Below are 19,731 nucleotides of genomic sequence, written 5' to 3'. Positions count from 1 at the left end.
CAGACATCCCCACCTGTCGGGTGTGTGAGTGCGTGCACCGTCACGTTTACACCTTCTGACGGACAGGCCACCTGGATTGCGCCTGCCGGAGCCATCGACGTGAAGGTGACGGTCGCGGCCGGCTCGGGCGCCCGTTTCGTCGGCTCGGCAGGTCCGGGCGGGCCTGGCGGCACCGTCACAACAGCCCTCGACTCCAGCATCTATGGCCAGACGCTGCATGTCCTGGCCGGCGCCGCGGGCATCGACAACGCTTCGTGGAACCCCCCATACGCGCAGGGCGGCGGCGGCAGCTTCGTCGCGGTACCCGGCGCCTTCGTTGCCGTCGCCGGTGGAGGTGGAGGCGGGGGCATGCAAGTCTCAAGCACGTATCAAGATGGTATGCCTCTAGCCGATTCCCAGGGGAATCTCACTGGTGGCGCGGGTGGTTTCGCCGCCGCAACGGCAGACGGCGGCAGGGGCACCGACAGCAACGGCGCCGACTCCTACGGCACCGGGGCGATCGGCGCGACACCCGGAACCGGCGACTGGTCCGCAGCGTCCACCTCTACCCGCAGCACGGTGCCCGGCACGAGCGGAACGGTCGCTGCCGTGGCCCCCGACGGCACCATCACCGCTGGCACCGGCGGCAGCTTCACCTACATTGGGCAGGGCGCTGCCGATGGCGGCGGCGGCTACGCGGGCGGCGGATCCGGGGCCTTTGTGGGGCAAGATGTTTTCGGGCCGAACAATACCGAGACAGATACCCTCACCTCAGGGACCGGCGGCGGCGGATCCGGCTTCCTGGCCGCTGGCCTGACCCCACTCCTGATCGCGCCCAACACCGGTGACGGCTATGTCACCTTCACCTACTCAATCGCTCCCGCAGTGAGGGTCCCGGGTGCGCCCACAAATCTCACTGCCACCCCGGATCCCGACTCCGGCGCCGCAATCATTGGTTGGACCGACCCGGCCGATACGGGCACCTCGGCCATCACGGACTACCCACTGGAACGAAGCACCGACGGCACCAACTGGTCCGCCGAGGGCAGCGTGGCCGGTGTGTCCAACGGCAACTTTTACGACTACGGCCTTAAGCCCGGCGTCACGTACTACTACCGGCTTGCTGCGGAGAACACCGCGGGCGTCGGAGCCTTCTCGGCGCCCGTCAGCATGCTCTCCCAGGTCTATCCCGGCGCTGTGCTGAACTTCACCGCCTCCTCAGGCAATCACCTCGCCACCCTCACCTGGACGACACCGACGGACACCGGCGGAACCCCGATCACCGGCTATGAGGTGCAATACGCGGCAATGGTCCCCAGCGACAGCAGCCCGTCCGCCGTGCCGGGTAGCCGGTGGGTGGGTGCCACCACCACCACGGCATCCACGTACACGCTGACCGGGCTCAGCAACAACACCGTCTACGGGGCCCGGATCCGCTCCCTGAACATCCAAGGCCCCTCCCGCGAGTGGATGTACACCCAGGCGTATCCTCAGGCACCGCAGGTCGTTTTCTCCCCGGCAATGACCCAACCGAACGGCTCGGCACTCAATGGCAGCACCATAACGCCAGGGTCAAACATTCTCGTGTCCCAGTCGGGGCTGCCGGCCGGTGCGACCATGACCATCACCCTCAGGGGCGGCAGCGCAGCCCACCCGGTGTCCGCAGTCCTGGGCACCGTCTCCGCCGGTAGCGACGGAACCATCAAGATGACGCTGAAGATCCCCTCCGGACTTCAATCGGGCAACTATGCGCTCACCGCCGAGCTGTCCAACGCCGGCCCCGCCACCGTGCCCTACACGGCCTATTTCACCGTGCAGCGCCCGGTGGCTCCCGCAGGACCAACCACCGGTGCAGGACATGCCGTTGCGCACACTCCTGCCCACACCGCATCCATCACCACCGGCGCCTCCGGCCACGCCAACAGCCTCGCCTCCACCGGCGCCACCTACGGGCAGTGGATGGTGCCGCTCGGGTCGCTGCTCGTCCTTGGCGGCGCAGGCCTCCTGATCATGCAGAGGCGCCGCGCCCGCGCGTAACCCTGCCCGCAGCCGGCGCGTCCAGACGGCCGTCTGACGGCAGCAACACTGGTCAGCCAGGCTCGAGCCTGCGCCTTCGTGGAGCCGGGGGTTCCGGCATGAGCGCCGCATCCCCGGCACCCTGCGACGTCGCCGACGCTGCCTGACGCCAGGGGCCGGGGGAAACGTCCACCGGCGGGAAGCGCAACGAGCTTCCCGCTTCGACTCCCAGCAGCCCCACCCGCTCCGCGCCGCGCACCTGCACAAGACGCCTCGTCCCACCCGGACGGGGCTTTTTGCTGCCCGAAACAGGACCTGGCGGCCGGCGGTGAGGGCGCCTCAAATACCTACGCATGTTCTTCGTTGCAGGCGCCAGGCAAACACCCTCGCTTGACCCCGAGCTTGCGTAGCGCCTTCTGGTAATCGTCGGTCATGGCGAAGCAGGACTTGTAGACGGCCGGCGCGTCAGCCTCCGGCGCCGCCACGCCGACGCCTTTTGCCCGCTTGCCGCCGGACTTCACGTGCTCGGGCACGTTCAGCACGGCTGCCTCGTCGGCGAAGATCTGCGGCCGTGCTGGGCACCGGCACTTCGGTGGGGTGACATTGACTGGACGGCGTCGCGCCTTTCAATACGGCGTGCTGTAACGCTCATCAAGAACAAGGGAGAGGGGCAGTCCCTCACAGTCGGCAAGACCACGGGCGGCAAACCCCGCGTGGTCGACCTCGACGCCCAGACCCTGGCGATGCTCAAAGCACACAACGTCAGCCAAGGCGGCATCGCCCTCCCACCGGCCCGTGATGACGCGTGCGTGCTGGGCAGCCTGCAAGGCACCATCCGACACCCTGAACGCTTCTCACGGCGCTTTGAAACGGCGTTGAAGCAGGCACGCGCCGAACTGGGGGAGGATGCGTTGCCGGCGCTCCGGTTGCACGACTTGCGCCACACTCTCGACACGCTTTTGTTGGCTGCTGGGGTGCCAGTGAAGGTCGTCTCCGAACGCCTGGGCCACGCCAACGCCACCATGACCCTCGGGGTGTACGCTCACGTCATGCTTGGGATGCAGCAGGAAGCCGCTGAAAAGTTCGGCGCACTACTCTACGGAGGTACAGCATGAGCGTTAGCCAGCCTCGGGTCAAGGAGACGCAACTGGAGGGAGTCGTTGGATACCTCGACGGCTTGGCGATCATCCTCAGTCAACTCCACGCCGAAAAGCGCGGGCAAGACGGGGAAGACGCGGTCCTGTCATCGCTGGAACCGAACACCGACTTGCAAGCCGTATGGGCACCCCTCCGATACCAGTACGCCGTGGGCGGGGTTGGGCACACGTCGCCCGCAACGTCCGGAACCTTGCCGACAGTCTCCGGTCAGAACCAAGGACGGAGCCATGAAGTATCACGGGAGTGTCACGGGCCACTTTTCAGCTGTTTGAGGGCAAAAGGAAAGGCCCCCGATCCTTATAAACAAAGGGATCGAGAGCCTAACCAGTACGTGCGCGGAGGGGGACTTGAACCCCCACCCCGTTTCCAGGACTAGCACCTCAAGCTAGCGCGTCTGCCATTCCGCCACCCGCGCAAGGTGATTGCGGGGACACCGACCATCCGTCAGAATGAATCGTTCGCCCCCGAAGCAGCGAGAAATACGATAGCACAGCTTGTCGCCGAAACAACAATCGGGTAATTAGGGCGGCAGCGCAGCCCCTTTCCACGGCCCGGCAGGGGCCGGATGTAGGCTGAAGTGACCACCGGAAAAGCCCTAAGGAGCCCCTCGTGAACACCGTCCGGCCCGAAGATGAAGTCGTAGGCATCTGCCAGGACCTCATCCGCATCGACACCTCAAACTTTGGCACCAACGAAGGCCCCGGGGAGCGCGCGGCGGCCGAGCTCGTGGCCGGGCTGATCGCGGAGGTTGGTCTCACCGCGGACCTGTACGAATCGGATCCCGGCCGGGCAAACGTGGTCGCCCGGCTTGAGGGCAGCGACGCGTCCCTGCCGGCGCTCGTGGTCCACGGCCACCTCGACGTCGTCCCCGCCCTCGCACACGAATGGAGCCTGGACCCCTTCGGCGCCGAGGAGAAGGACGGGCTGATCTGGGGGCGCGGCGCCGTGGACATGAAGGACATGGACGCCATGATCCTCTCCGTCCTGCGCTCCATGGCGCGGGACGGCCGCAAGCCGAAGCGCGACATTGTTTTTGCCTTCTTCGCCGACGAGGAGGCCGGCGGCACCTACGGCGCCCGCTGGTCCGTGGACAACCGCCCCGACCTCTTTGAAGGCGCCACCGAGGCGATTTCCGAGGTGGGCGGCTATTCCGCGGAAATCGGAGGCAAGCGGGCCTATCTCCTCCAAACGGCGGAAAAGGGCCTCGCCTGGCTTCGCCTGACGGCCCACGGCAGGGCCGGGCACGGCTCGCAGATCAACACGGACAACGCCGTCACCCGGCTGGCGCGGGCCGTGACCCGGATCGGCGAACATGAATGGCCCATCGAATACACTGACACCACCCGGGCGTTCCTGGAAGGCGTCTCGGAACTGACCGGCGTCGAGTTTAACGAAGGAAATCCCCAGACACTGCTGGACCAGCTGGGCACCGTGGCCCGCTTTGTTGGCGCCACCTTGCAAAACACCGCCAACCCCACACTGCTGTCCGGAGGCTACAAGGCCAACGTCATTCCCGCCACGGCCGAGGCCATGGTGGACGTGCGGACGCTGCCCGGCCAGCACGAACAGGTGCTGGCCAAGGTGCGCGAACTCGCAGGCGACGGCGTGGACGTGAGCACCATCCACGACGACGTGTCCCTGGAAACGCCGTTCGCCGGCAACCTGGTGGACGCCATGGTCGACGCCCTGCACGCTGAGGACCCGGGCGCATCCGTCCTGCCCTACACGCTGTCCGGGGGCACGGACAACAAGTCCCTCTCCCGGCTCGGCATTACCGGCTACGGCTTCGCCCCGCTGCAGCTGCCGCCGGAACTGGACTTTCCCGGCATGTTCCACGGCGTCGACGAACGGGTGCCCACCGCGTCGCTGAAGTTCGGCGCCCGCGTGCTCGACCGGCTCCTCACCAACTACTAAGGACCACCATGGAACTGGCACAACTGCTGCCCGATGAGCTGCTGGAACGCTGCCGCGCCAGGGCCGCCGGCTACGACGAGCGCAATGAGTTCTTCCACGAGGACCTGGCGGAACTGAAGTCACGCGGCTACCTGGCCATGTTCACCGCCACGAACGACGGCGGACTGGGCTTTGGGCTGCAACAGGCCGCCGCCGCGCAACGCAGGCTGGCGACGGCCGCCCCGGCCACCGCCCTGGCCGTCAACATGCACCTGGTGTGGACCGGCGTCGCGCACCTGCTGCGGGAACGCGGCGACGACTCCCTGCAGTACGTCCTCGCGGAAGCCGCGTCCGGGGAGGTGTTTGCCTTCGGCAACTCGGAGGCGGGCAACGACTCCGTGCTCTTTGACTCCAACACGGTGGCTACCCCCCTGGCCGACGGCGGCTATTCCTTTACGGGCACCAAGATCTTCACCTCGCTTTCGCCCGCCTGGACGCGGCTGGGCATCTTCGGCAAGGATTCCACGGGGGAGGAGCCGGTGCTGGTTCATGCCTTCATCACGCGGGACACACCAGGCTTCACCATCAAGGACGACTGGGACACGCTCGGCATGCGGGCCAGCCAGTCCAACACCACGGTGCTCGACGGCGTGGTGGCGCCAGCGGCGCGCGTGTTCCGGAAGCTGCCGGTGGGCCCCAACGCCGATCCACTGATTTTCGCCATTTTTGCATGTTTTGAGACGCTGCTGGCCGCCGTCTACACGGGGCTGGGGGAGCGGGCGCTGCAGATTGGCATGGAAACCGTGCAGCGGCGCATGTCCAAGAAGACCGGCAGGCCGTATTCCCAGGATCCGGACATCCGCTGGCGCCTGGCCGACGCGGCCATGGCCATGGACGGACTCTATCCGCAGGTGGACGCCGTGGCCGGCGATGTCGACGCATTGGTGAACCATGGGGCCATGTGGTTCCCAAAGCTCGTCGGACTCAAAATACGGGCCACCGAAACGGCCCGCGACGTGGTGGACAAGGCGATCCGGGTCAGTGGCGGCGGAACATACTTTTCCGGCAATGAACTGGGCAGGCTGTACCGGGACGTGCTGGCAGGGATGTTCCACCCCTCCGACGACGAATCGGCCCACGGAACCGTCGCCACTGCCTGGCTGGGGCCCCTTGAAGACTAATCAGTAGATGTCCAGGGTCCGTTCGACCCGCATGACCTTTCGTCGCAGCCAATACTTGCGGCTTCCGCCAAAGTACAGGCGGCTGCGCTCGAGCTCCCATTTGCCGTACTCGGCATGCTCACGCAGCCGCTGGTAGGCCAAGGGCGCGGGTTCGCCCGGCTGGAGGGACAGGATCAAGTACTCGTACTGCCGGCTCGGTGCATCCTTTCCGGTGCGCACCGGCTGCAACGTTTCCTTCATGGCCATCCGTTCGTCATTCGCCACACGGTGTTCGTTGGCTCTTGGTTAAAGCTACCCGTTCCCACGCCCTGACAGGGTCTTTCATGTTGGCAGACACACTGGTAGCGTCGAGCGCATGAGCATTGATCCGCGGGCGGCATTGAACGCCTTGACCACCGCCTTGGAAGAACATCTGGTTGCCGCTTCCGCGCGCCGCGGAGAAGAGGACCCCATCGTGGAGGCAGCCTTCCTCGCCATCATTGACGCCTTCGAGGTCTACGAGGAGGCACTGTTTGACGCCTTTGACGAGGTGACGCCTCTGGTCATCTACGGCGATGACGATTCCGACATTGACGACCAGGACTCGGACGAGTCGGTCGACGACGACCTGGAACCAATCGACGACTGAACCTGCCGCAGGACGCCCGTCAGCCGGAGACTTCGTCCAGGACCATGGAGATTTGTTCCGGCAGCGGCTCCAGCGATGATTCGAGAATTTGCTCCAGCTGTTCTGTGGTGCGCGGCCCCACCACGGCGCCGGCCACAGTGTTCTGGTCCAGCACCCAGCTCAAGGCCACGTCCAGGGGGGCGCGTCCCAGCCCCTTGGCTGCGGTCACCAGGGCCTCCGTGACCCTGCTGGGCCGGCCCTTAAGATACGGTTCCACGTAGCCGCCCATGTCGTCGCTTGCCCCGCGTGAGTCCGCAGGGATCTGGCCCCGGTACTTGCCCGTCAGCACCCCTCGCCCCAGGGGCGCCCAGCACAGCACGCCGGTGCCCACGTGTTCTGCGGCCGGCTGCACTTCCCGCTCCATGCCGCGCGCCAGCAGGGAATACTCAACCTGGTTGGCCACCAATGCCGTCTCGGACAACGTCGCGGCCCGTGCGAGCTGCCAGCCGCTGTAGTTGGAGACGCCCGCGTAGCGGGCGCGGCCCGATGACACGGCCTGGTCCAGGGCGCTGAGCGTTTCCTCCAGGGGAACGTTTTCATCCCAGGTGTGTGCCAGCCACAGGTCCAGGTGGTCGGTGCCCAACCGCGCCAGCGTGGCGTCGAGGCTGGCCAGCATGGCACGCCGTGACGTGTCCACCATCCGCTTGCCGCCACGGCGGCTGATGCCGGCCTTGGACACCAGAACGACGTCGCTCCGTGGCACCACGTCGCCGAGCAACTCGCCCACGATCGCCTCGCTGCGGCCCTCGCCGTAGCTCATCGCCGTGTCCACCGTTGTTCCACCCTCGTCAACAAAGGTCCGCAGCAGCTCGCGTGCCGTTTCCGCGTCGGTTGCCCCGCCCCATGACATGGTGCCCAGTGCCAGCGCGGAGACCCGCAGCCCGCTGGTGCCCACGAATCGTTGTTCCATGCGTTCAAGCTTACGGGGAACACGGGCGTGCTTTGACGGCGCGGCCCGCCCCGTGCCGTTACGCGAATGCCATATGCTGAACGCGTGAATTGGTTTCAAGCGGCCTTCCTGGGCCTGGTCCAAGGCCTGACGGAATTCCTGCCCATTTCCTCAAGCGCGCATCTTTTTGTGGTCGGCAAGTTCCTGCCCTCGGGCGAGGACCCCGGGGCAGCCTTTACGGCCGTCAGCCAGCTCGGCACCGAGACCGCCGTGCTGGTTTTTTTCTGGCGTGACATTGTGCGCATCATCAAGGCCTGGTTTGGCTCCCTCCGGGGCACCGTTCCGCGGGATGCCCCCGATGTCCGCATGGGCTGGCTGGTCATCATCGGCACCATCCCCATCGCCGTCCTCGGCGTGGTGTTCCAGAAATACATTGAATCAACCCTCCGCAACCTGTGGATCGTGGCCGTCACCCTGATTGTGTTCGGCCTCATCCTGGCCGTGGCCGATGCCGTCGCCACCCAGCAGCGTGAACTGAAGGACCTCAGCTTCAGGCACGGAATCATCTATGGCTTCGCGCAGGCGCTGGCCCTCATTCCCGGCGTGTCGCGCTCGGGGGGCACCATCACGGCCGGCCTGCTCATGGGCTACACGCGTGAAGCCGCGGCGCGGTACTCCTTCCTGCTCGCCATCCCGGCCGTCTTCGGCAGCGGCCTCTACGAACTCTACAAAGTGCTTGCCAAGCACGAAGGCGTGCAGGGGCCATTCAGCATCGGCCAGACGGCGCTGGCCACCCTGATTGCCTTCGGCGTCGGATACCTCATCATCGGCTGGTTCCTGAAGTACATTTCCACGAAAAGCTTCCGGCCGTTCGTCTGGTACCGCATTGCACTGGGCCTGCTGCTGTTCCTCCTGCTCGGCTTTGGCGTCATCACGGCCTGACCGGCCGGGCCCCTCGGGCGCTGGCGCCGTCACGCCCTCCCCACACTCGCTGGCGCCCGCGTGGGGCCCCTCGGGCGCTAGCGCCGTCACGCCCTCCCCACACTCGCTGGCGCCCGCGTGGGGCCCCTCGGGCGCTAGCGCCGTCTCGCCCTCCCCACACTCGCTGGCGCTCGCGTGGGGCCCCTCGGGCGCTAGGCTGGGGGATGTGAAAACTTGGAAATCGCATCCTGTCCCCGAACTTCCCGGCATGATGCCGGAGCTTTTTCTTCATGAAACCAGCGTCAACCGGGTCACCCCGCTGCCCGCCGGGGACCAGGCCAGCCTCTACGTCTGCGGCATCACCCCGTACGACGCCACCCACATCGGCCACGCAGCCACCTATGTGGCCTTCGACCTGTTGAACCGGGCCTGGCGCGACGGCGGCCGCAGCGTCAACTACGTCCAAAACGTCACCGACGTCGACGACCCCCTCCTGGAACGGGCCACGCGCGACGGCGTTGACTGGCGCGAACTCGCCGCGCAACAGACAGCCCTGTTCCAGGAGGACATGGAAGCCCTGAACGTGGTGGCGCCCGACCACTACGTCGGTGCCGTGGAGGCCATCGAATGGATCGTGCCCCGGATCGAGGAGCTTGTCGAGTCCGGCATGGCCTACCCCGTCCCGGGCCTTGACGGCGAGCCCGACGGCGACATCTACTTCTCCGTTGACGCCGCCTCCGCCGCGTCCGACCGAAGCGGAATCGACGGCCCGTGGTGGCTGGGCCAGGTGTCCGGGATGACCGAGGAGGAAATGCTCCCCGTCTTTGCCGAACGCGGCGGCGACCCGGCACGGACCGGCAAGAAGCACCCCCTCGACGCGCTCCTCTGGCGCGTGGCCCGTGACGGCGAACCCCACTGGGATGGCGCCTCGCTCGGAGCGGGACGTCCCGGCTGGCACATTGAATGCACCGTGATCGCCCAGCGCTTCCTCCCCGAACCCTTCACCGTGCAGGGCGGTGGCTCCGACCTCGTCTTCCCGCACCATGAAATGGGTGCCGGCCACGCCTTTGCCCTGAGCCACGTCCCCATGGCCCGGCACTACGCCCACACCGGCATGGTGGGTCTTGACGGGGAAAAGATGAGCAAGTCCAAGGGCAACCTGGTGTTCGTGTCCAGGCTCCGCGCCGACGGGGTGGAACCTGCCGCCATCCGGCTGGCGATCCTGGCCAACCACTACCGCTCCGACTGGAGCTGGACCGATTCCCTGCTGGCGGACGCCCAACAGCGGCTCGCCGCCTGGCGCAGCGCCCTGGACGCCGCACCGGAAGGCACGGCGACCACCCTCGTGGCGGAAATCCGCGCCGCACTGGCAGCCGACCTCGACGCACCCAGGGCGCTGGCCGCCGTCGACCATTGGGCCCGGCAGGCACTCGCGGGCGGGCCGGAGTGTTCCGAGCGCGACGCCGCACTGGTCTCCGACGCGGTGGAGGCGCTCCTCGGCGTCGAGCTTTAGGCCGCCAGGCCGGCACGGCGGCCGGCGGCTTTACGGCTGGTCGCGGCCCCGGCGGCGAAGGTAGCGTTCAAACTCCTTGGCGATGGATTCGCCGGTGGCCTCCGGGAGGTCCTCCGTGTCCTTGGCGTCCTCGAGCTGGCGGACGTAGGCGGCGATTTCGGAGTCCCCGGCCGCCAGCTCGTTGACGCCGCGCTCCCAGGCCTGCGCGTCATCGGCCAGCTCGGACGTGGGCAGCGAGACCTGAAGGAAGTCCTCAATCTTGTTCAGCAGGGCCAGTTCCGCCTTGGGCGACGGCGCCTGCGCCACGTAATGCGGCACGGCCGCCCAGAGTGAGACAGTGGGGAGCCCGGCAAGCAGCGAGAGCTCGTTGAGGACGCCCACAATGCCCACGGGGCCCTCATATTCACTCGCCTCAAGGTTCAGGCGCTCGCGCAGCTCGTCGTCGTCGCACGTGGCGGTCACGGGAATGGGGCGCGAGTGCGGAACATCGGCCAGCAGCGCACCGACCAGGATCACGTAGTCCACGCCCTGCTCGGACGCCTTGGCCAGCAGCTCCGCCGTGTAGGCGCGCCAGCGGTAGGACGGTTCCACGCCGTGCACGAAAATGACGTCCACGTCCGTATCGGGGATGGCGGCCTTGGCGATCTTGGTGACGGGCCACTTGATCTTCCGGGCCCCCGTGCCGGTGTGGCGCACCTCGGGCCGGGTGAACTGGAAGTCGTAGTATTCGTCCGGCTCGATGACGGAGACCCGCTTGGCGCCCCAGAGCCGGTGCAGGTACTTCAGGGCGTCGCTGGCGGCCTCGCCGGCATCGTTCCACCCCTCGAAAGCGGCCAGGAGCACGGTGACCCGGCCGCCTTCGGCCGCGGGGCCAAGCAGGCGGTGGTTGTCTGCAGCTGGGTTGATGTTCTCGTCGCTCACGTCTCCAGCCTACGTTGCGCTGCGGTTTGCGGCACTGCACGCCACCCGGCGGCGCGGGACCCAATTAGTGCCCTGCGGCAAGCCACGTAGACTGGAGGCATGTATTTACGCGCTGACCTGGAACCGCAGGCCCACACCGTTCCGGCGTCCCCCGCAGCCCCCGAACTGAAGGCGGCCCTGTGGGACATGGACGGCACGCTTGTTGACACCGAGCCCTACTGGATCGCCGCGGAAATTGAGCTGGTCACCTCCCACGGCGGCCACTGGGACGAGCAGCTGGCCACCTCCATGGTCGGCAACGCACTGGAAACGAGCGCCGAAATCTTCCAGGGAATGGGCGTGCGGCTGTCGGTGCGCGAGATTGTCGACCAGCTGTCCAACAGCGTCATTGCCAGTGTCCGGCGGAAGCTGCCGTGGCGGCCGGGCGCCCGCGAGCTGCTGGCAGAATTGGACGGCCGCGGCGTGCGCTGCGCGCTCGTCACGATGAGCGAGCGCCCGCTGGCGCAGGAAATCGTCAATGCGCTGGACGCGCCATACTTTGAATTCATGGTCACGGGGGACCAGGTGGCGCGCGGAAAGCCCCACCCGGAGCCGTACCTGACCGCCATCGACCTCCTGCGCGAGGCCGATCCCACGCTGACGGCCGCGCATTGCGTCGCCCTCGAGGATTCCATCCCCGGGGTTGCCTCCGCCATGGCCGCCAACGTGGCCACCATTGCGATCCCGCACGTGGTGCAGCTGCCCGCGGATGCCCGGCGCACCATGTGGGGCACCCTGGCCGGGCGGACGTACGACGACGTCGCGGCAGTCTTGGCCGCACGCGGCGGTCCCGCCGGGGGCTCACTGTGAACAGACCCGCCTCGGGCGGGCGGACCCGGCGGGAAGGCATCGTCCTGGGGTCCGTCGGCGGCACACCCGTCATCCTTGCCAATTCCTGGTTCCTCATTGCCGCCTTCACTGTGATCGTTTTCGGCCCGCAGCTCTCGCGCGGGTTTCCCTCGCTCGGGGCCGGCGCCTACCTGGTGGCCTTCGCCTACGCCCTCCTGCTGCTGTTCTCGGTGTTCATCCACGAACTCAGCCACGCCCTCGCGGCGAAGCTGTACGGCTGGCCGACCCACAAGATCGTTTTGAACCTGTGGGGCGGGCACACCGAATTCGATTTCAGCAAGGCGACGCCCGGGCGCGCCCTGGTGGTGGCCTTTGCCGGGCCCGTGGCCAACTTTGTGCTGGCGGCACTGGCGTGGCCGCTCCAAATTGCCGCGTCCAACCCGACGTCCCTGTCCGGGGCCGTGGCCCTGCTGCTGGCCAACATCTTCATCTGGGCCAACCTGCTGATCGGCCTTTTCAACGTGCTTCCCGGGCTCCCCTTGGACGGGGGCCGGCTGGTGGAATCCATCGTGTGGAAGGTAACGGGCAGCCAAGAAAGGGGCACGGTGGCGGCCGGCTGGGCCGGGCGGGTCATCGTGGTGCTCCTGGTGGCCGGCGCCCTCGTGCTGCCCTACCTCACGGGTTCACGGCCGGACCTGACCAACACGTTCATCGTGGTGCTGCTGGCCGGCTTCCTGTGGATGGGGGCGTCGGCCTCCATCAAGGCGGCCTCCATCCGCCTGCGCCTGCCCGCCATCACCGCCTCCGCCCTGGCCGCGCCGGCCGTCAGCGCGGCCACGGACTGCAGCGTGGCCCAGCTGTGGACGCTGCGGGCGCGCTACCCGCAGGCCCCCATTGTGCTGTGCTCCGCGGACCGCCGCCCGGCCGCCGTCGTCGACGAGCACGCACTGGGCGCGGTGCCCCCCGAAGCCGCGGGCCAGACGCCCGCGCACGCGGTGGCGAGGTCGCTGACACCGGGCGCCTTCGTCCCCGAAACGGCCTCGGGGGCCGAGCTGGTGCAGTACCTCTCCCAGCTGCCCGACACCGAATATGCGGTCGTTGATTCCCAGGGCCGGGTGACGGGACTGCTCAGCCAAGCCAAGGTGGTTTCCGCCATCACCGGTAAATAGCCCAGGCCCGAGGCCGTTCCAGCGGCCGACGCCGGAACGTCGCCTCTTCCTTGCCCACCACGATTGACGCGGGGCCACGTCCCGCACCCTTACGCCCGTTAGGACACCCCAGCATGAGCCAGAGCGAAAACAGCAGCAGCGGAGCCCCCGCCGGCACGGCAACAGCCGTTGAACCCCACGGCGCGGCCGCCCGCCGCGGTCCCTTCCGCGCCGGCGAGAGGGTGCAGCTGACCGATGAACGCGGCCGCATGAACACGATCACGCTGACGCCCGGAACCGCCTACCACACGCACAAGGGCTTCCTGAACCACGATTCGCTCATCGGCCAGGTGGAGGGATCCGTGGTGGAAAACAATGTGGGGCAGCAGTACCAGGCCCTGCGCCCGCTGCTTTCCGACTTTGTGCTGTCCATGCCGCGCGGCGCCGCAGTGGTCTACCCCAAGGACGCCGGCCAGATCATCACCATGGGCGACATTTACCCCGGGGCACGGGTCGTAGAGGCCGGAGTGGGCTCGGGCGCCCTGTCCATTTCACTGCTGCGCGCTGTGGGCGACTCCGGCTACCTGCACTCCTTTGAGCGGCGCCAGGAATTCGCCGACATTGCCCGCGGCAACGTGGAGACGCTGTACGGCGGCCCGCACCCGGCCTGGAAGATCTCCCTGGGCGACTTCCAGGACGAGGTGGTGGCGCAGGAGGCCCCCGGCAGCATCGACCGTGTGGTCCTGGACATGCTGGCCCCCTGGGAATGCCTGGATGCCGTGGCCACGGTGCTGGCCCCCGGAGGCGTCTGGGTCAACTATGTCGCCACGGTGACCCAGCTGTCCCGCACGGCCGAGGCCATCCGCGCCGACGGGCGCTTCACCGAACCCGACGCCTGGGAATCCATGGTCCGCGGCTGGCACCTGGAAGGGCTTGCCGTTCGCCCGGACCACCGCATGGTGGCCCACACCGGCTTCCTCATGGTGGCGCGGCGCCTGGCGGACGGCGTGACGGGACTGAACCTGAAGAAAAAGGCGAAGGGGGAATTCAGCGACGAGGACCTCAGCCACTGGACGCCGGAAGCCGTGGGGGAGAGGGCGGTTTCCGACCGCAAGCTGCGCCGGGCAGCCCGCGATGCCGCCTCGACCGTGCAGACCAAGCGCACCAAGAGCAAGATCGACGCCAGCGAATCGGACTGAAACACCAAAACACCGCCGCCGAAAATGCAGCCGGCGCCGGGGACCACTAAGGTCAGTAGTAGAAGCATTTGGCTATCTGCAACGCAGCGGCGGTGCGCCGGCCCCCGGCCGCACCGCCACCGGTTCCGTGCGGAAGGACGAGGGCACCATGAGCGACGCAACGAATGACCCGGCCGGCCACGGCGCGGCGAACCCACCTGCACCCGGGACGTTCCCGGCGTCGTACGCGGCAGGTCCGGGCCAGCTCGCGGTGCTGGAACGCCAGCTCAACGTGCTCCGGGACAAGGCCCGCAACCTGGACCGCCAGCTCTCGGCGGCCACGCAGAACAACGCCAGGCTGGTCGCGATGCTGGAGACCGCCAAGGGCGAGATCCAGAAATTGCGCAGCGCCCTGGAAAACGACGGCCAGCCGCCGTACGGGTTCGGCACCATCGTGGCGCTGCACCCGCGCACCGGCAGGGGCCTGGCCGGTATCACCCCTGGCGTGGCCGTCACGGAGGAAAGTGTCGACGTTTACGCGTCGGGCCGTAAGATGCGCGTCGGCGTCAGTCCCCTGCTCCCGCTCGCACAGCTGCGCGTCGGGCAGGAAGTGCTCCTCAACGAGGCGTTCACCGTCATCGCCGGGCTCGGCTTCGAACGGGTGGGCGAGGTGGTCACGGTCAAGGAACTGCTCGGCAGCGACCGTGTCCTGGTCACCGGCCGCTCCGACGAGGAACGCGTGGTCCGGCTTTCCGGCCTGCTCCAGGAGGAAAGGCTGCGCGTGGGCGACGCCCTGACCGTGGAGGGCAAGACCGGCTACGCGCTGGAGAAGATTCCGCGCTCCGAGGTGGAGAACCTGATCCTGGAGGAAGTGCCGGACATCTCCTATGCGGACATTGGCGGGCTGGCGTCCCAGATCGAACAGATCCGCGACGCCGTCGAACTGCCGTTCCTGCATCCGGACCTGTACCGCGAACACGGGCTCAAGGCGCCCAAGGGGATCCTGCTGTACGGGCCTCCCGGCTGCGGGAAGACCCTCATCGCCAAGGCCGTGGCCAATTCCCTGGCGGCCCGCGCCGCCGAACGGTCCGGTGTCAAGGACCAAAAGGGCTATTTTTTGAACATCAAGGGTCCGGAGCTGCTGGACAAGTACGTGGGGGAGACGGAACGGCAGATCCGGCTGATCTTCAGCCGCGCACGCGAAAAGGCCTCCGACGGCAGCGCCGTGGTGGTGTTCTTTGATGAGATGGATTCGCTGTTCCGCACCCGCGGCACCGGCGTGTCATCGGACGTGGAAACCACCATCGTGCCGCAGCTGCTCAGCGAGATCGACGGCGTGGAGCGGCTGGACAACGTGATCGTCATCGGTGCCTCCAACCGGGAGGACATGATCGACCCGGCCATCCTGCGGCCCGGGCGGCTGGACGTCAAGGTCAAGATCAACCGGCCCGACGCCGAGGCCGCCGCGGACATCTTCGCCAAGTACGTCACCACGGAACTGCCGTTCCACCGCTTTGACGTGGAGGCAAACGCCGGCAGCCTGCAGGAAACGGTGGACGCCATGATCCAGCGCACCGTGGAGGCCATGTACGCCACGGACAAGTCCAACGAGTACCTGGAAGTCACCTACGCCAACGGCGACACCGAGATGCTCTACTTCAAGGACTTCAACTCCGGGGCGGTCATTCAAAACGTGGTGGACCGGGCCAAGAAATACGCCATCAAGGACCTGCTCATGAGCGGTGAAAAAGGCATCCGGATCGAGCACATGCTCCGCGCCGTGGTGGACGAATTCCGCGAACACGAGGACATGCCCAACACCACCAACCCGGACGACTGGGCGCGGATCTCCGGCAAGAAGGGCGAACGGATCACCTACATCCGCACCATTGTCCAAAGCAAGGAAGGCCAGGTGCCGGGCAAGACGCTGGAAACGGTCCACAACACCGGCCAGTACCTGTGAGCGCTGTGCGCGTCATGGGGGCGGAAACCGAATACGGCATCCACACCCCGGGCACCAACACGTTCAACGCCACCTGGCTTTCCACCCAGGTGGTCCACGCGTACTCGCTGGAGACCGGGCACCGCGCCGCGGCGGGCGGGGAAACCCGCTGGGACTACACCGACGAGGACCCGCTCGCCGACGCCCGCGGCTGGGTGGTGCCGCGGGGCGAGGCGCACCCCAGCCAGCTCACCGACGTCGAGCCTGAACTGACCGCGGCGCAGATCGCGCTCGAGGGCGGCGAGACGATCGACCACGCGGGCCCCCTGATGATGAACATGGTCCTGGGCAACGGGGCCAGGCTCTACGTGGACCACGCCCACCCGGAATACTCCTCGCCGGAGGTCACCAACCCGCTGGACGCCGTCCGCTGGGATGCGGCGGGGGACCTCGTGGCGCTGGCGGCGGTCCGGCGCATCGCCGCCACCCCCGGCCTGCCGGCCATCAACCTGTACAAGAACAACACGGACAACAAGTCGGTTTCCTACGGCAGCCACGAAAACTACCTCATGCCGCGCCAGGTGCCGTTCAAGGACATCGTCTCCGGCCTGACACCGTTCTTTGCCACCCGCCAGCTCATGTGCGGCGCCGGCCGGGTGGGGCGCGGGCAGGACGGCTCCGGGACCGGGTTCCAGATCAGCCAGCGGGCGGACTTCTTCGAGGCGGAGGTCGGGCTGGAAACCACCATCCGCCGGCCCATCATCAACACCCGCGACGAACCCCACGCCACTGCGGAAAAGTACCGCCGCCTGCACGTGATCATTGGCGACGCCAACCTGAGCCAGGTCTCCAACTACCTCAAGTTCGGCACCACGGCGCTGGTGCTGGACATGATTGAGCACGGCACGGCGCCAGACCTGAAACTGGCCGACCCCGTCGCCACGCTGCAGGCCGTGAGCCATGACTGGGAGCTGTCCCGGACCCACCGGCTCGCCGACGGCAGCAGCCTGGGTGCCCTGGACATCCAGTGGCGCTACCTGGAGGCCGCCAAGGCCCACGCCGCGGCCAACGGCTCCTCGCACCCGGACACGGGCGACGGGCACACGGCGGCCGTGCTGGCCCGGTGGGAACAGGTGCTCGCCGGGCTGGGCAGCGACCCGATGGCCCTGGCCGGCCAGGTGGAGTGGATAGCGAAGCTGAAGCTGCTCCAGCAGTACCGGGCCCGGGACAACATGGGCTGGAAGGACCCCCGGCTTGCCCTGATCGACCTGCAGTGGTCGGACATCCGGCCCGAAAAGGGCCTCTACTACAAGCTGCTGCAACGCGGCGCCATGGAGCGCCTGCTCAGCGACGAGGCCATCGCCCATGCCGCGCAGCAGCCGCCGGAGGACACCCGCGCCTACTTCCGCGGCCAGTGCATCCAGCGCTACGGGCCCAACGTGGTGGGTGCCAGCTGGGACTCCGTCATTTTTGAGCTGCCTTCCCAGCGCCGGCTCCAGCGCATCCCCACCAAGGAGCCCCTGCGCGGGACCAGGGAACTGACCGGCGTGCTCTTTGAGACGAGCCCGGATGCCGAGGCGTTCCTGGGCAGGCTGCTCGCCGGGAGCCACTGAACGCCACCCCGGCCGGCGAAACACGTCCCACGCCACACGGCGCAATCTTGGTGCCGCCGTGGCAGGATGGAAGTGAAGGACCGGCTACGAGGCAGAAGGGGCACATCATGGCTTCCCAGGAACAGAAGAACGTTTCCTCGCACACGGAGGAAGAGCAGCTGGACGAGACCCCGTTGCCCACTCCCGCTCCCGATTCCGAGTCGGGCCAGGCGGCCACCTCGGGCGTGGACGAGCTGCTGGATGAAATAGACGGCGTGCTGGAGACCAATGCGGAGGAATTTGTGCGCGGGTTCGTCCAAAAGGGCGGACAGTAGGCAGCATGGACTCCCACCACAGGGGCGGCATCCCCTCACTGGATGCCGCCGGGGCGTCGTCGTCCTTCCTTGACTTTGTGACGGCGACCAACCCCGCGCTGCTGCCGTTTGGCCGCAGCCTGCCCGCCGGGCAGCTGCCCGCCACCCCCCACGGGACCACCATCGTGGCGCTCACCTTTGCCGGCGGCGTGCTGATGGCGGGGGACAGGCGCGCCACGATGGGCACCATGATCGCCAACCGGCACATCGAGAAGGTGTTCCCCGCCGACCGCTACTCCGTGCTGGGCATTGCCGGCACGGCCGGGATTGCGATTGACATTGTGCGGCTCTTCCAGGTGGAACTGGAGCACTACGAGAAGATTGAAGGTACGCAGCTGAGCCTGGAGGGCAAGGCCAACCGGCTCGGTGCCATGATCCGCGCCAACCTTCCCATGGCGCTGCAGGGCCTGTCGGTGGTGCCGCTGTTTGCCGGGGTCGAGACGGGCGGTTCCGAGGGCCGGCTGTACTCCTACGACGTCACGGGCGGACGCTATGCCGAACTGGAGCACCACAGCGTGGGTTCCGGCTCCGTCTTTGCCCGCGGGGCCCTGAAAAAGCTGTGGCGCCCGGACCTGGACCAGGACAGTGCCGTGGCCGTGGCCGTGGAGGCCCTGGTGGACGCCTCCGACGACGACTCCGCCACGGGCGGTCCCGACCTGGTCCGCAAGCTGTGGCCCGTTGTGTACGTGGTGACGGACGACGACGGCGCCACCCGGGTCCCGCCCGAAACCCTGGCCCCCGTGGTCCAGGCCATTGTGGACCGGCGCACCGCCGAGGGAAGGGAGGCCTGAGCATGGCACAGCAGTTCTACGTTTCCCCGGAACAAATGATGAAGGACCGCGCCGACTTCGCCCGCAAGGGCATTGCGCGGGGCCGCTCCGTGGTGGTGGTCAGCTTCGCCGCCGGCATTGCCCTGGTGGCCGAGAACCCGTCGCCCACGCTGCACAAGATCGGCGAGATCTATGACCGGATCGCCTTCGCCGCCGTCGGGAAGTACAACGAGTTTGAGAGCCTGCGCCAGGCAGGGGTGCGCTACGCGGATGTGCGCGGCTACTCCTACGACCGGGCCGACGTGACCGCCCGCGGCCTGGCCAGCGTCTATGCGCAAAGCCTGGGCACCGTCTTCACGGCCGAGCAAAAGCCCTTTGAGGTGGAGCTCGCCGTGGCCGAGGTGGGCGCCACCCAGGCGGAGGACCACATCTTCCGGCTCACCTTTGACGGCTCCATCACCGACGAGCCCGGCTTTCTCGGAATGGGCGGCCAGGCGGACCTGGTCCAGCAGCGCCTCGCCGACGCGTGGCGGCCCGGCGCGGACCTGCAGGCCGCCCTTGCCTGGGCCGTTGACGCGCTCCGGGCCCCCCGGGAGGCCAACGGCTCCGGCCAGGAAGCCGTCGACCCGCTCGGCCCGGCTTCCCTGGAGGTGGCCGTCCTGGAGCGCGACGTGCGCGAGGTGCGCGGCATCCACCGCGCGTTCCGGCGCCTGGCCGCGTCCGACGTCGAACGCATCCTCCACTCGGTCGGAAAGGGGTAG

Annotated in this window: 19 protein-coding genes and 1 tRNA gene; 15 read left to right on the top strand and 5 right to left on the bottom strand. The window is 67.6% G+C overall.

Annotated features, from left to right (window positions below; all coding sequences use genetic code 11):
- The first annotated feature begins 24 nt into the window (after positions 1–24).
- A complete protein-coding gene (locus G6034_RS14215; RefSeq protein ID WP_218063928.1) occupies positions 25–2,016 on the top strand; it encodes a fibronectin type III domain-containing protein in 1,992 nt (663 codons plus the stop codon).
- A gap of 326 nt (positions 2,017–2,342) precedes the next feature.
- Here the strand turns inward: G6034_RS14215 and G6034_RS14210 are convergent, their stop codons facing one another.
- Entirely contained in the window at positions 2,343–2,537 is a 195-nt protein-coding gene (locus G6034_RS14210) for a hypothetical protein (RefSeq protein WP_176635757.1), read from the bottom strand.
- Here G6034_RS14210 and G6034_RS14205 point away from each other — a divergent pair.
- Positions 2,517–3,110: a tyrosine-type recombinase/integrase gene (locus G6034_RS14205; protein WP_176635756.1), complete on the top strand. Its 594-nt coding sequence runs from the start codon at positions 2,517–2,519 to the stop codon at positions 3,108–3,110. The genes G6034_RS14210 and G6034_RS14205 overlap by 21 nt on opposite strands.
- A gap of 375 nt (positions 3,111–3,485) precedes the next feature.
- Here the strand turns inward: G6034_RS14205 and G6034_RS14200 are convergent.
- Positions 3,486–3,568: transfer RNA gene (locus G6034_RS14200), tRNA-Leu, on the bottom strand.
- Between the two features lie 194 nt (positions 3,569–3,762).
- On the opposite strand from G6034_RS14200, the gene G6034_RS14195 reads away from it, so the two are divergent.
- Positions 3,763–5,067 (top strand): M20/M25/M40 family metallo-hydrolase, encoded by a 1,305-nt coding sequence (locus G6034_RS14195; protein WP_176635755.1) that lies wholly within the window; start codon positions 3,763–3,765, stop codon positions 5,065–5,067.
- A gap of 8 nt (positions 5,068–5,075) precedes the next feature.
- A complete protein-coding gene (locus G6034_RS14190; protein ID WP_176635754.1) occupies positions 5,076–6,227 on the top strand; it encodes an acyl-CoA dehydrogenase family protein in 1,152 nt (383 codons plus the stop codon).
- Here the strand turns inward: G6034_RS14190 and G6034_RS14185 are convergent, their stop codons facing one another.
- Complete coding sequence (locus tag G6034_RS14185; protein ID WP_176635753.1) at positions 6,228–6,467, bottom strand: DUF5703 family protein; 240 nt, start codon at positions 6,465–6,467, stop codon at positions 6,228–6,230.
- A 115-nt stretch (positions 6,468–6,582) separates the two neighbouring features.
- Here G6034_RS14185 and G6034_RS14180 point away from each other — a divergent pair, with 115 nt between their 5' ends.
- A complete protein-coding gene (locus G6034_RS14180; RefSeq protein ID WP_176635752.1) occupies positions 6,583–6,855 on the top strand; it encodes a hypothetical protein in 273 nt (90 codons plus the stop codon).
- 19 nt (positions 6,856–6,874) lie between these two features.
- Here G6034_RS14180 and G6034_RS14175 read toward each other — a convergent pair whose 3' ends face one another.
- Positions 6,875–7,804 carry an aldo/keto reductase gene (locus G6034_RS14175; RefSeq protein ID WP_176635751.1) on the bottom strand — a complete coding sequence of 310 codons (930 nt, stop codon included), beginning with the start codon at positions 7,802–7,804 and terminating at the stop codon, positions 6,875–6,877.
- Positions 7,805–7,888: 84 nt separating this feature from the next.
- On the opposite strand from G6034_RS14175, the gene G6034_RS14170 reads away from it, so the two are divergent.
- Together G6034_RS14170 and mshC are read left to right on the top strand one after the other, a co-directional pair.
- Entirely contained in the window at positions 7,889–8,725 is an 837-nt protein-coding gene (locus G6034_RS14170) for an undecaprenyl-diphosphate phosphatase (RefSeq protein WP_176635750.1), read from the top strand.
- Positions 8,726–8,930: 205 nt separating this feature from the next.
- Positions 8,931–10,217 carry a cysteine--1-D-myo-inosityl 2-amino-2-deoxy-alpha-D-glucopyranoside ligase gene (gene mshC / locus G6034_RS14165; RefSeq protein ID WP_176635749.1) on the top strand — a complete coding sequence of 429 codons (1,287 nt, stop codon included), beginning with the start codon at positions 8,931–8,933 and terminating at the stop codon, positions 10,215–10,217.
- 30 nt (positions 10,218–10,247) lie between these two features.
- Here the strand turns inward: mshC and G6034_RS14160 are convergent, their stop codons facing one another.
- Positions 10,248–11,138: a PAC2 family protein gene (locus tag G6034_RS14160; protein ID WP_176635748.1), complete on the bottom strand. Its 891-nt coding sequence runs from the start codon at positions 11,136–11,138 to the stop codon at positions 10,248–10,250.
- 99 nt (positions 11,139–11,237) lie between these two features.
- Here G6034_RS14160 and G6034_RS14155 point away from each other — a divergent pair, with 99 nt between their 5' ends.
- The 8 genes from G6034_RS14155 (at position 11,238) to prcA (ending at position 19,731) form a co-directional block, all read left to right on the top strand.
- Positions 11,238–11,987: an HAD family hydrolase gene (locus tag G6034_RS14155; RefSeq protein ID WP_176635747.1), complete on the top strand. Its 750-nt coding sequence runs from the start codon at positions 11,238–11,240 to the stop codon at positions 11,985–11,987.
- A complete protein-coding gene (locus G6034_RS14150; RefSeq protein WP_343038068.1) occupies positions 11,984–13,135 on the top strand; it encodes a site-2 protease family protein in 1,152 nt (383 codons plus the stop codon). The genes G6034_RS14155 and G6034_RS14150 overlap by 4 nt, the downstream gene beginning before the upstream one ends.
- A 113-nt stretch (positions 13,136–13,248) precedes the next feature.
- The gene (locus G6034_RS14145; RefSeq protein ID WP_176635746.1) at positions 13,249–14,313 is read left to right on the top strand and encodes a tRNA (adenine-N1)-methyltransferase; all 1,065 of its coding nucleotides are present in this window, start codon (positions 13,249–13,251) and stop codon (positions 14,311–14,313) included.
- Between the two features lie 148 nt (positions 14,314–14,461).
- Positions 14,462–16,255: a proteasome ATPase gene (gene arc / locus G6034_RS14140; protein WP_176635745.1), complete on the top strand. Its 1,794-nt coding sequence runs from the start codon at positions 14,462–14,464 to the stop codon at positions 16,253–16,255.
- A 14-nt stretch (positions 16,256–16,269) separates the two neighbouring features.
- Positions 16,270–17,847, top strand: coding sequence for a depupylase/deamidase Dop (gene dop, locus G6034_RS14135; RefSeq protein WP_176635774.1), 1,578 nt, complete (start codon positions 16,270–16,272; stop codon positions 17,845–17,847).
- Positions 17,848–17,954: 107 nt separating this feature from the next.
- Entirely contained in the window at positions 17,955–18,161 is a 207-nt protein-coding gene (locus G6034_RS14130) for a ubiquitin-like protein Pup (RefSeq protein ID WP_176635744.1), read from the top strand.
- A gap of 5 nt (positions 18,162–18,166) precedes the next feature.
- Positions 18,167–18,991, top strand: a complete 825-nt coding sequence (prcB, locus tag G6034_RS14125) for a proteasome subunit beta (protein WP_176635743.1) — start codon at positions 18,167–18,169, stop codon at positions 18,989–18,991.
- Between the two features lie 2 nt (positions 18,992–18,993).
- Positions 18,994–19,731, top strand: coding sequence for a proteasome subunit alpha (prcA, locus tag G6034_RS14120; protein WP_176635742.1), 738 nt, complete (start codon positions 18,994–18,996; stop codon positions 19,729–19,731).

It is taken from the genome of Arthrobacter wenxiniae (genome assembly GCF_013376105.1).
GTDB classification, from domain to species: Bacteria; Actinomycetota; Actinomycetes; order Actinomycetales; family Micrococcaceae; genus Specibacter; species Specibacter wenxiniae.
This window is presented reverse-complemented; position numbering and strand designations above follow the sequence as displayed.

What these genes read in the sequence shown, in the direction of transcription:
- G6034_RS14190 (WP_176635754.1), top strand. Translation starts at nt 5,076, where the DNA reads ATGGAACTGGCACAACTGCTGCCCGATGAGCTGCTGGAACGCTGCCGC.
- G6034_RS14185 (WP_176635753.1), bottom strand. Translation starts at nt 6,467, where the DNA reads ATGAAGGAAACGTTGCAGCCGGTGCGCACCGGAAAGGATGCACCGAGC.
- G6034_RS14180 (WP_176635752.1), top strand. Translation starts at nt 6,583, where the DNA reads ATGAGCATTGATCCGCGGGCGGCATTGAACGCCTTGACCACCGCCTTG.
- G6034_RS14175 (WP_176635751.1), bottom strand. Translation starts at nt 7,804, where the DNA reads ATGGAACAACGATTCGTGGGCACCAGCGGGCTGCGGGTCTCCGCGCTG.
- G6034_RS14155 (WP_176635747.1), top strand. Translation starts at nt 11,238, where the DNA reads ATGTATTTACGCGCTGACCTGGAACCGCAGGCCCACACCGTTCCGGCG.
- G6034_RS14145 (WP_176635746.1), top strand. Translation starts at nt 13,249, where the DNA reads ATGAGCCAGAGCGAAAACAGCAGCAGCGGAGCCCCCGCCGGCACGGCA.
- arc (WP_176635745.1), top strand. Translation starts at nt 14,462, where the DNA reads ATGAGCGACGCAACGAATGACCCGGCCGGCCACGGCGCGGCGAACCCA.
- dop (WP_176635774.1), top strand. Translation starts at nt 16,270, where the DNA reads ATGGGGGCGGAAACCGAATACGGCATCCACACCCCGGGCACCAACACG.
- G6034_RS14130 (WP_176635744.1), top strand. Translation starts at nt 17,955, where the DNA reads ATGGCTTCCCAGGAACAGAAGAACGTTTCCTCGCACACGGAGGAAGAG.
- prcB (WP_176635743.1), top strand. Translation starts at nt 18,167, where the DNA reads ATGGACTCCCACCACAGGGGCGGCATCCCCTCACTGGATGCCGCCGGG.
- prcA (WP_176635742.1), top strand. Translation starts at nt 18,994, where the DNA reads ATGGCACAGCAGTTCTACGTTTCCCCGGAACAAATGATGAAGGACCGC.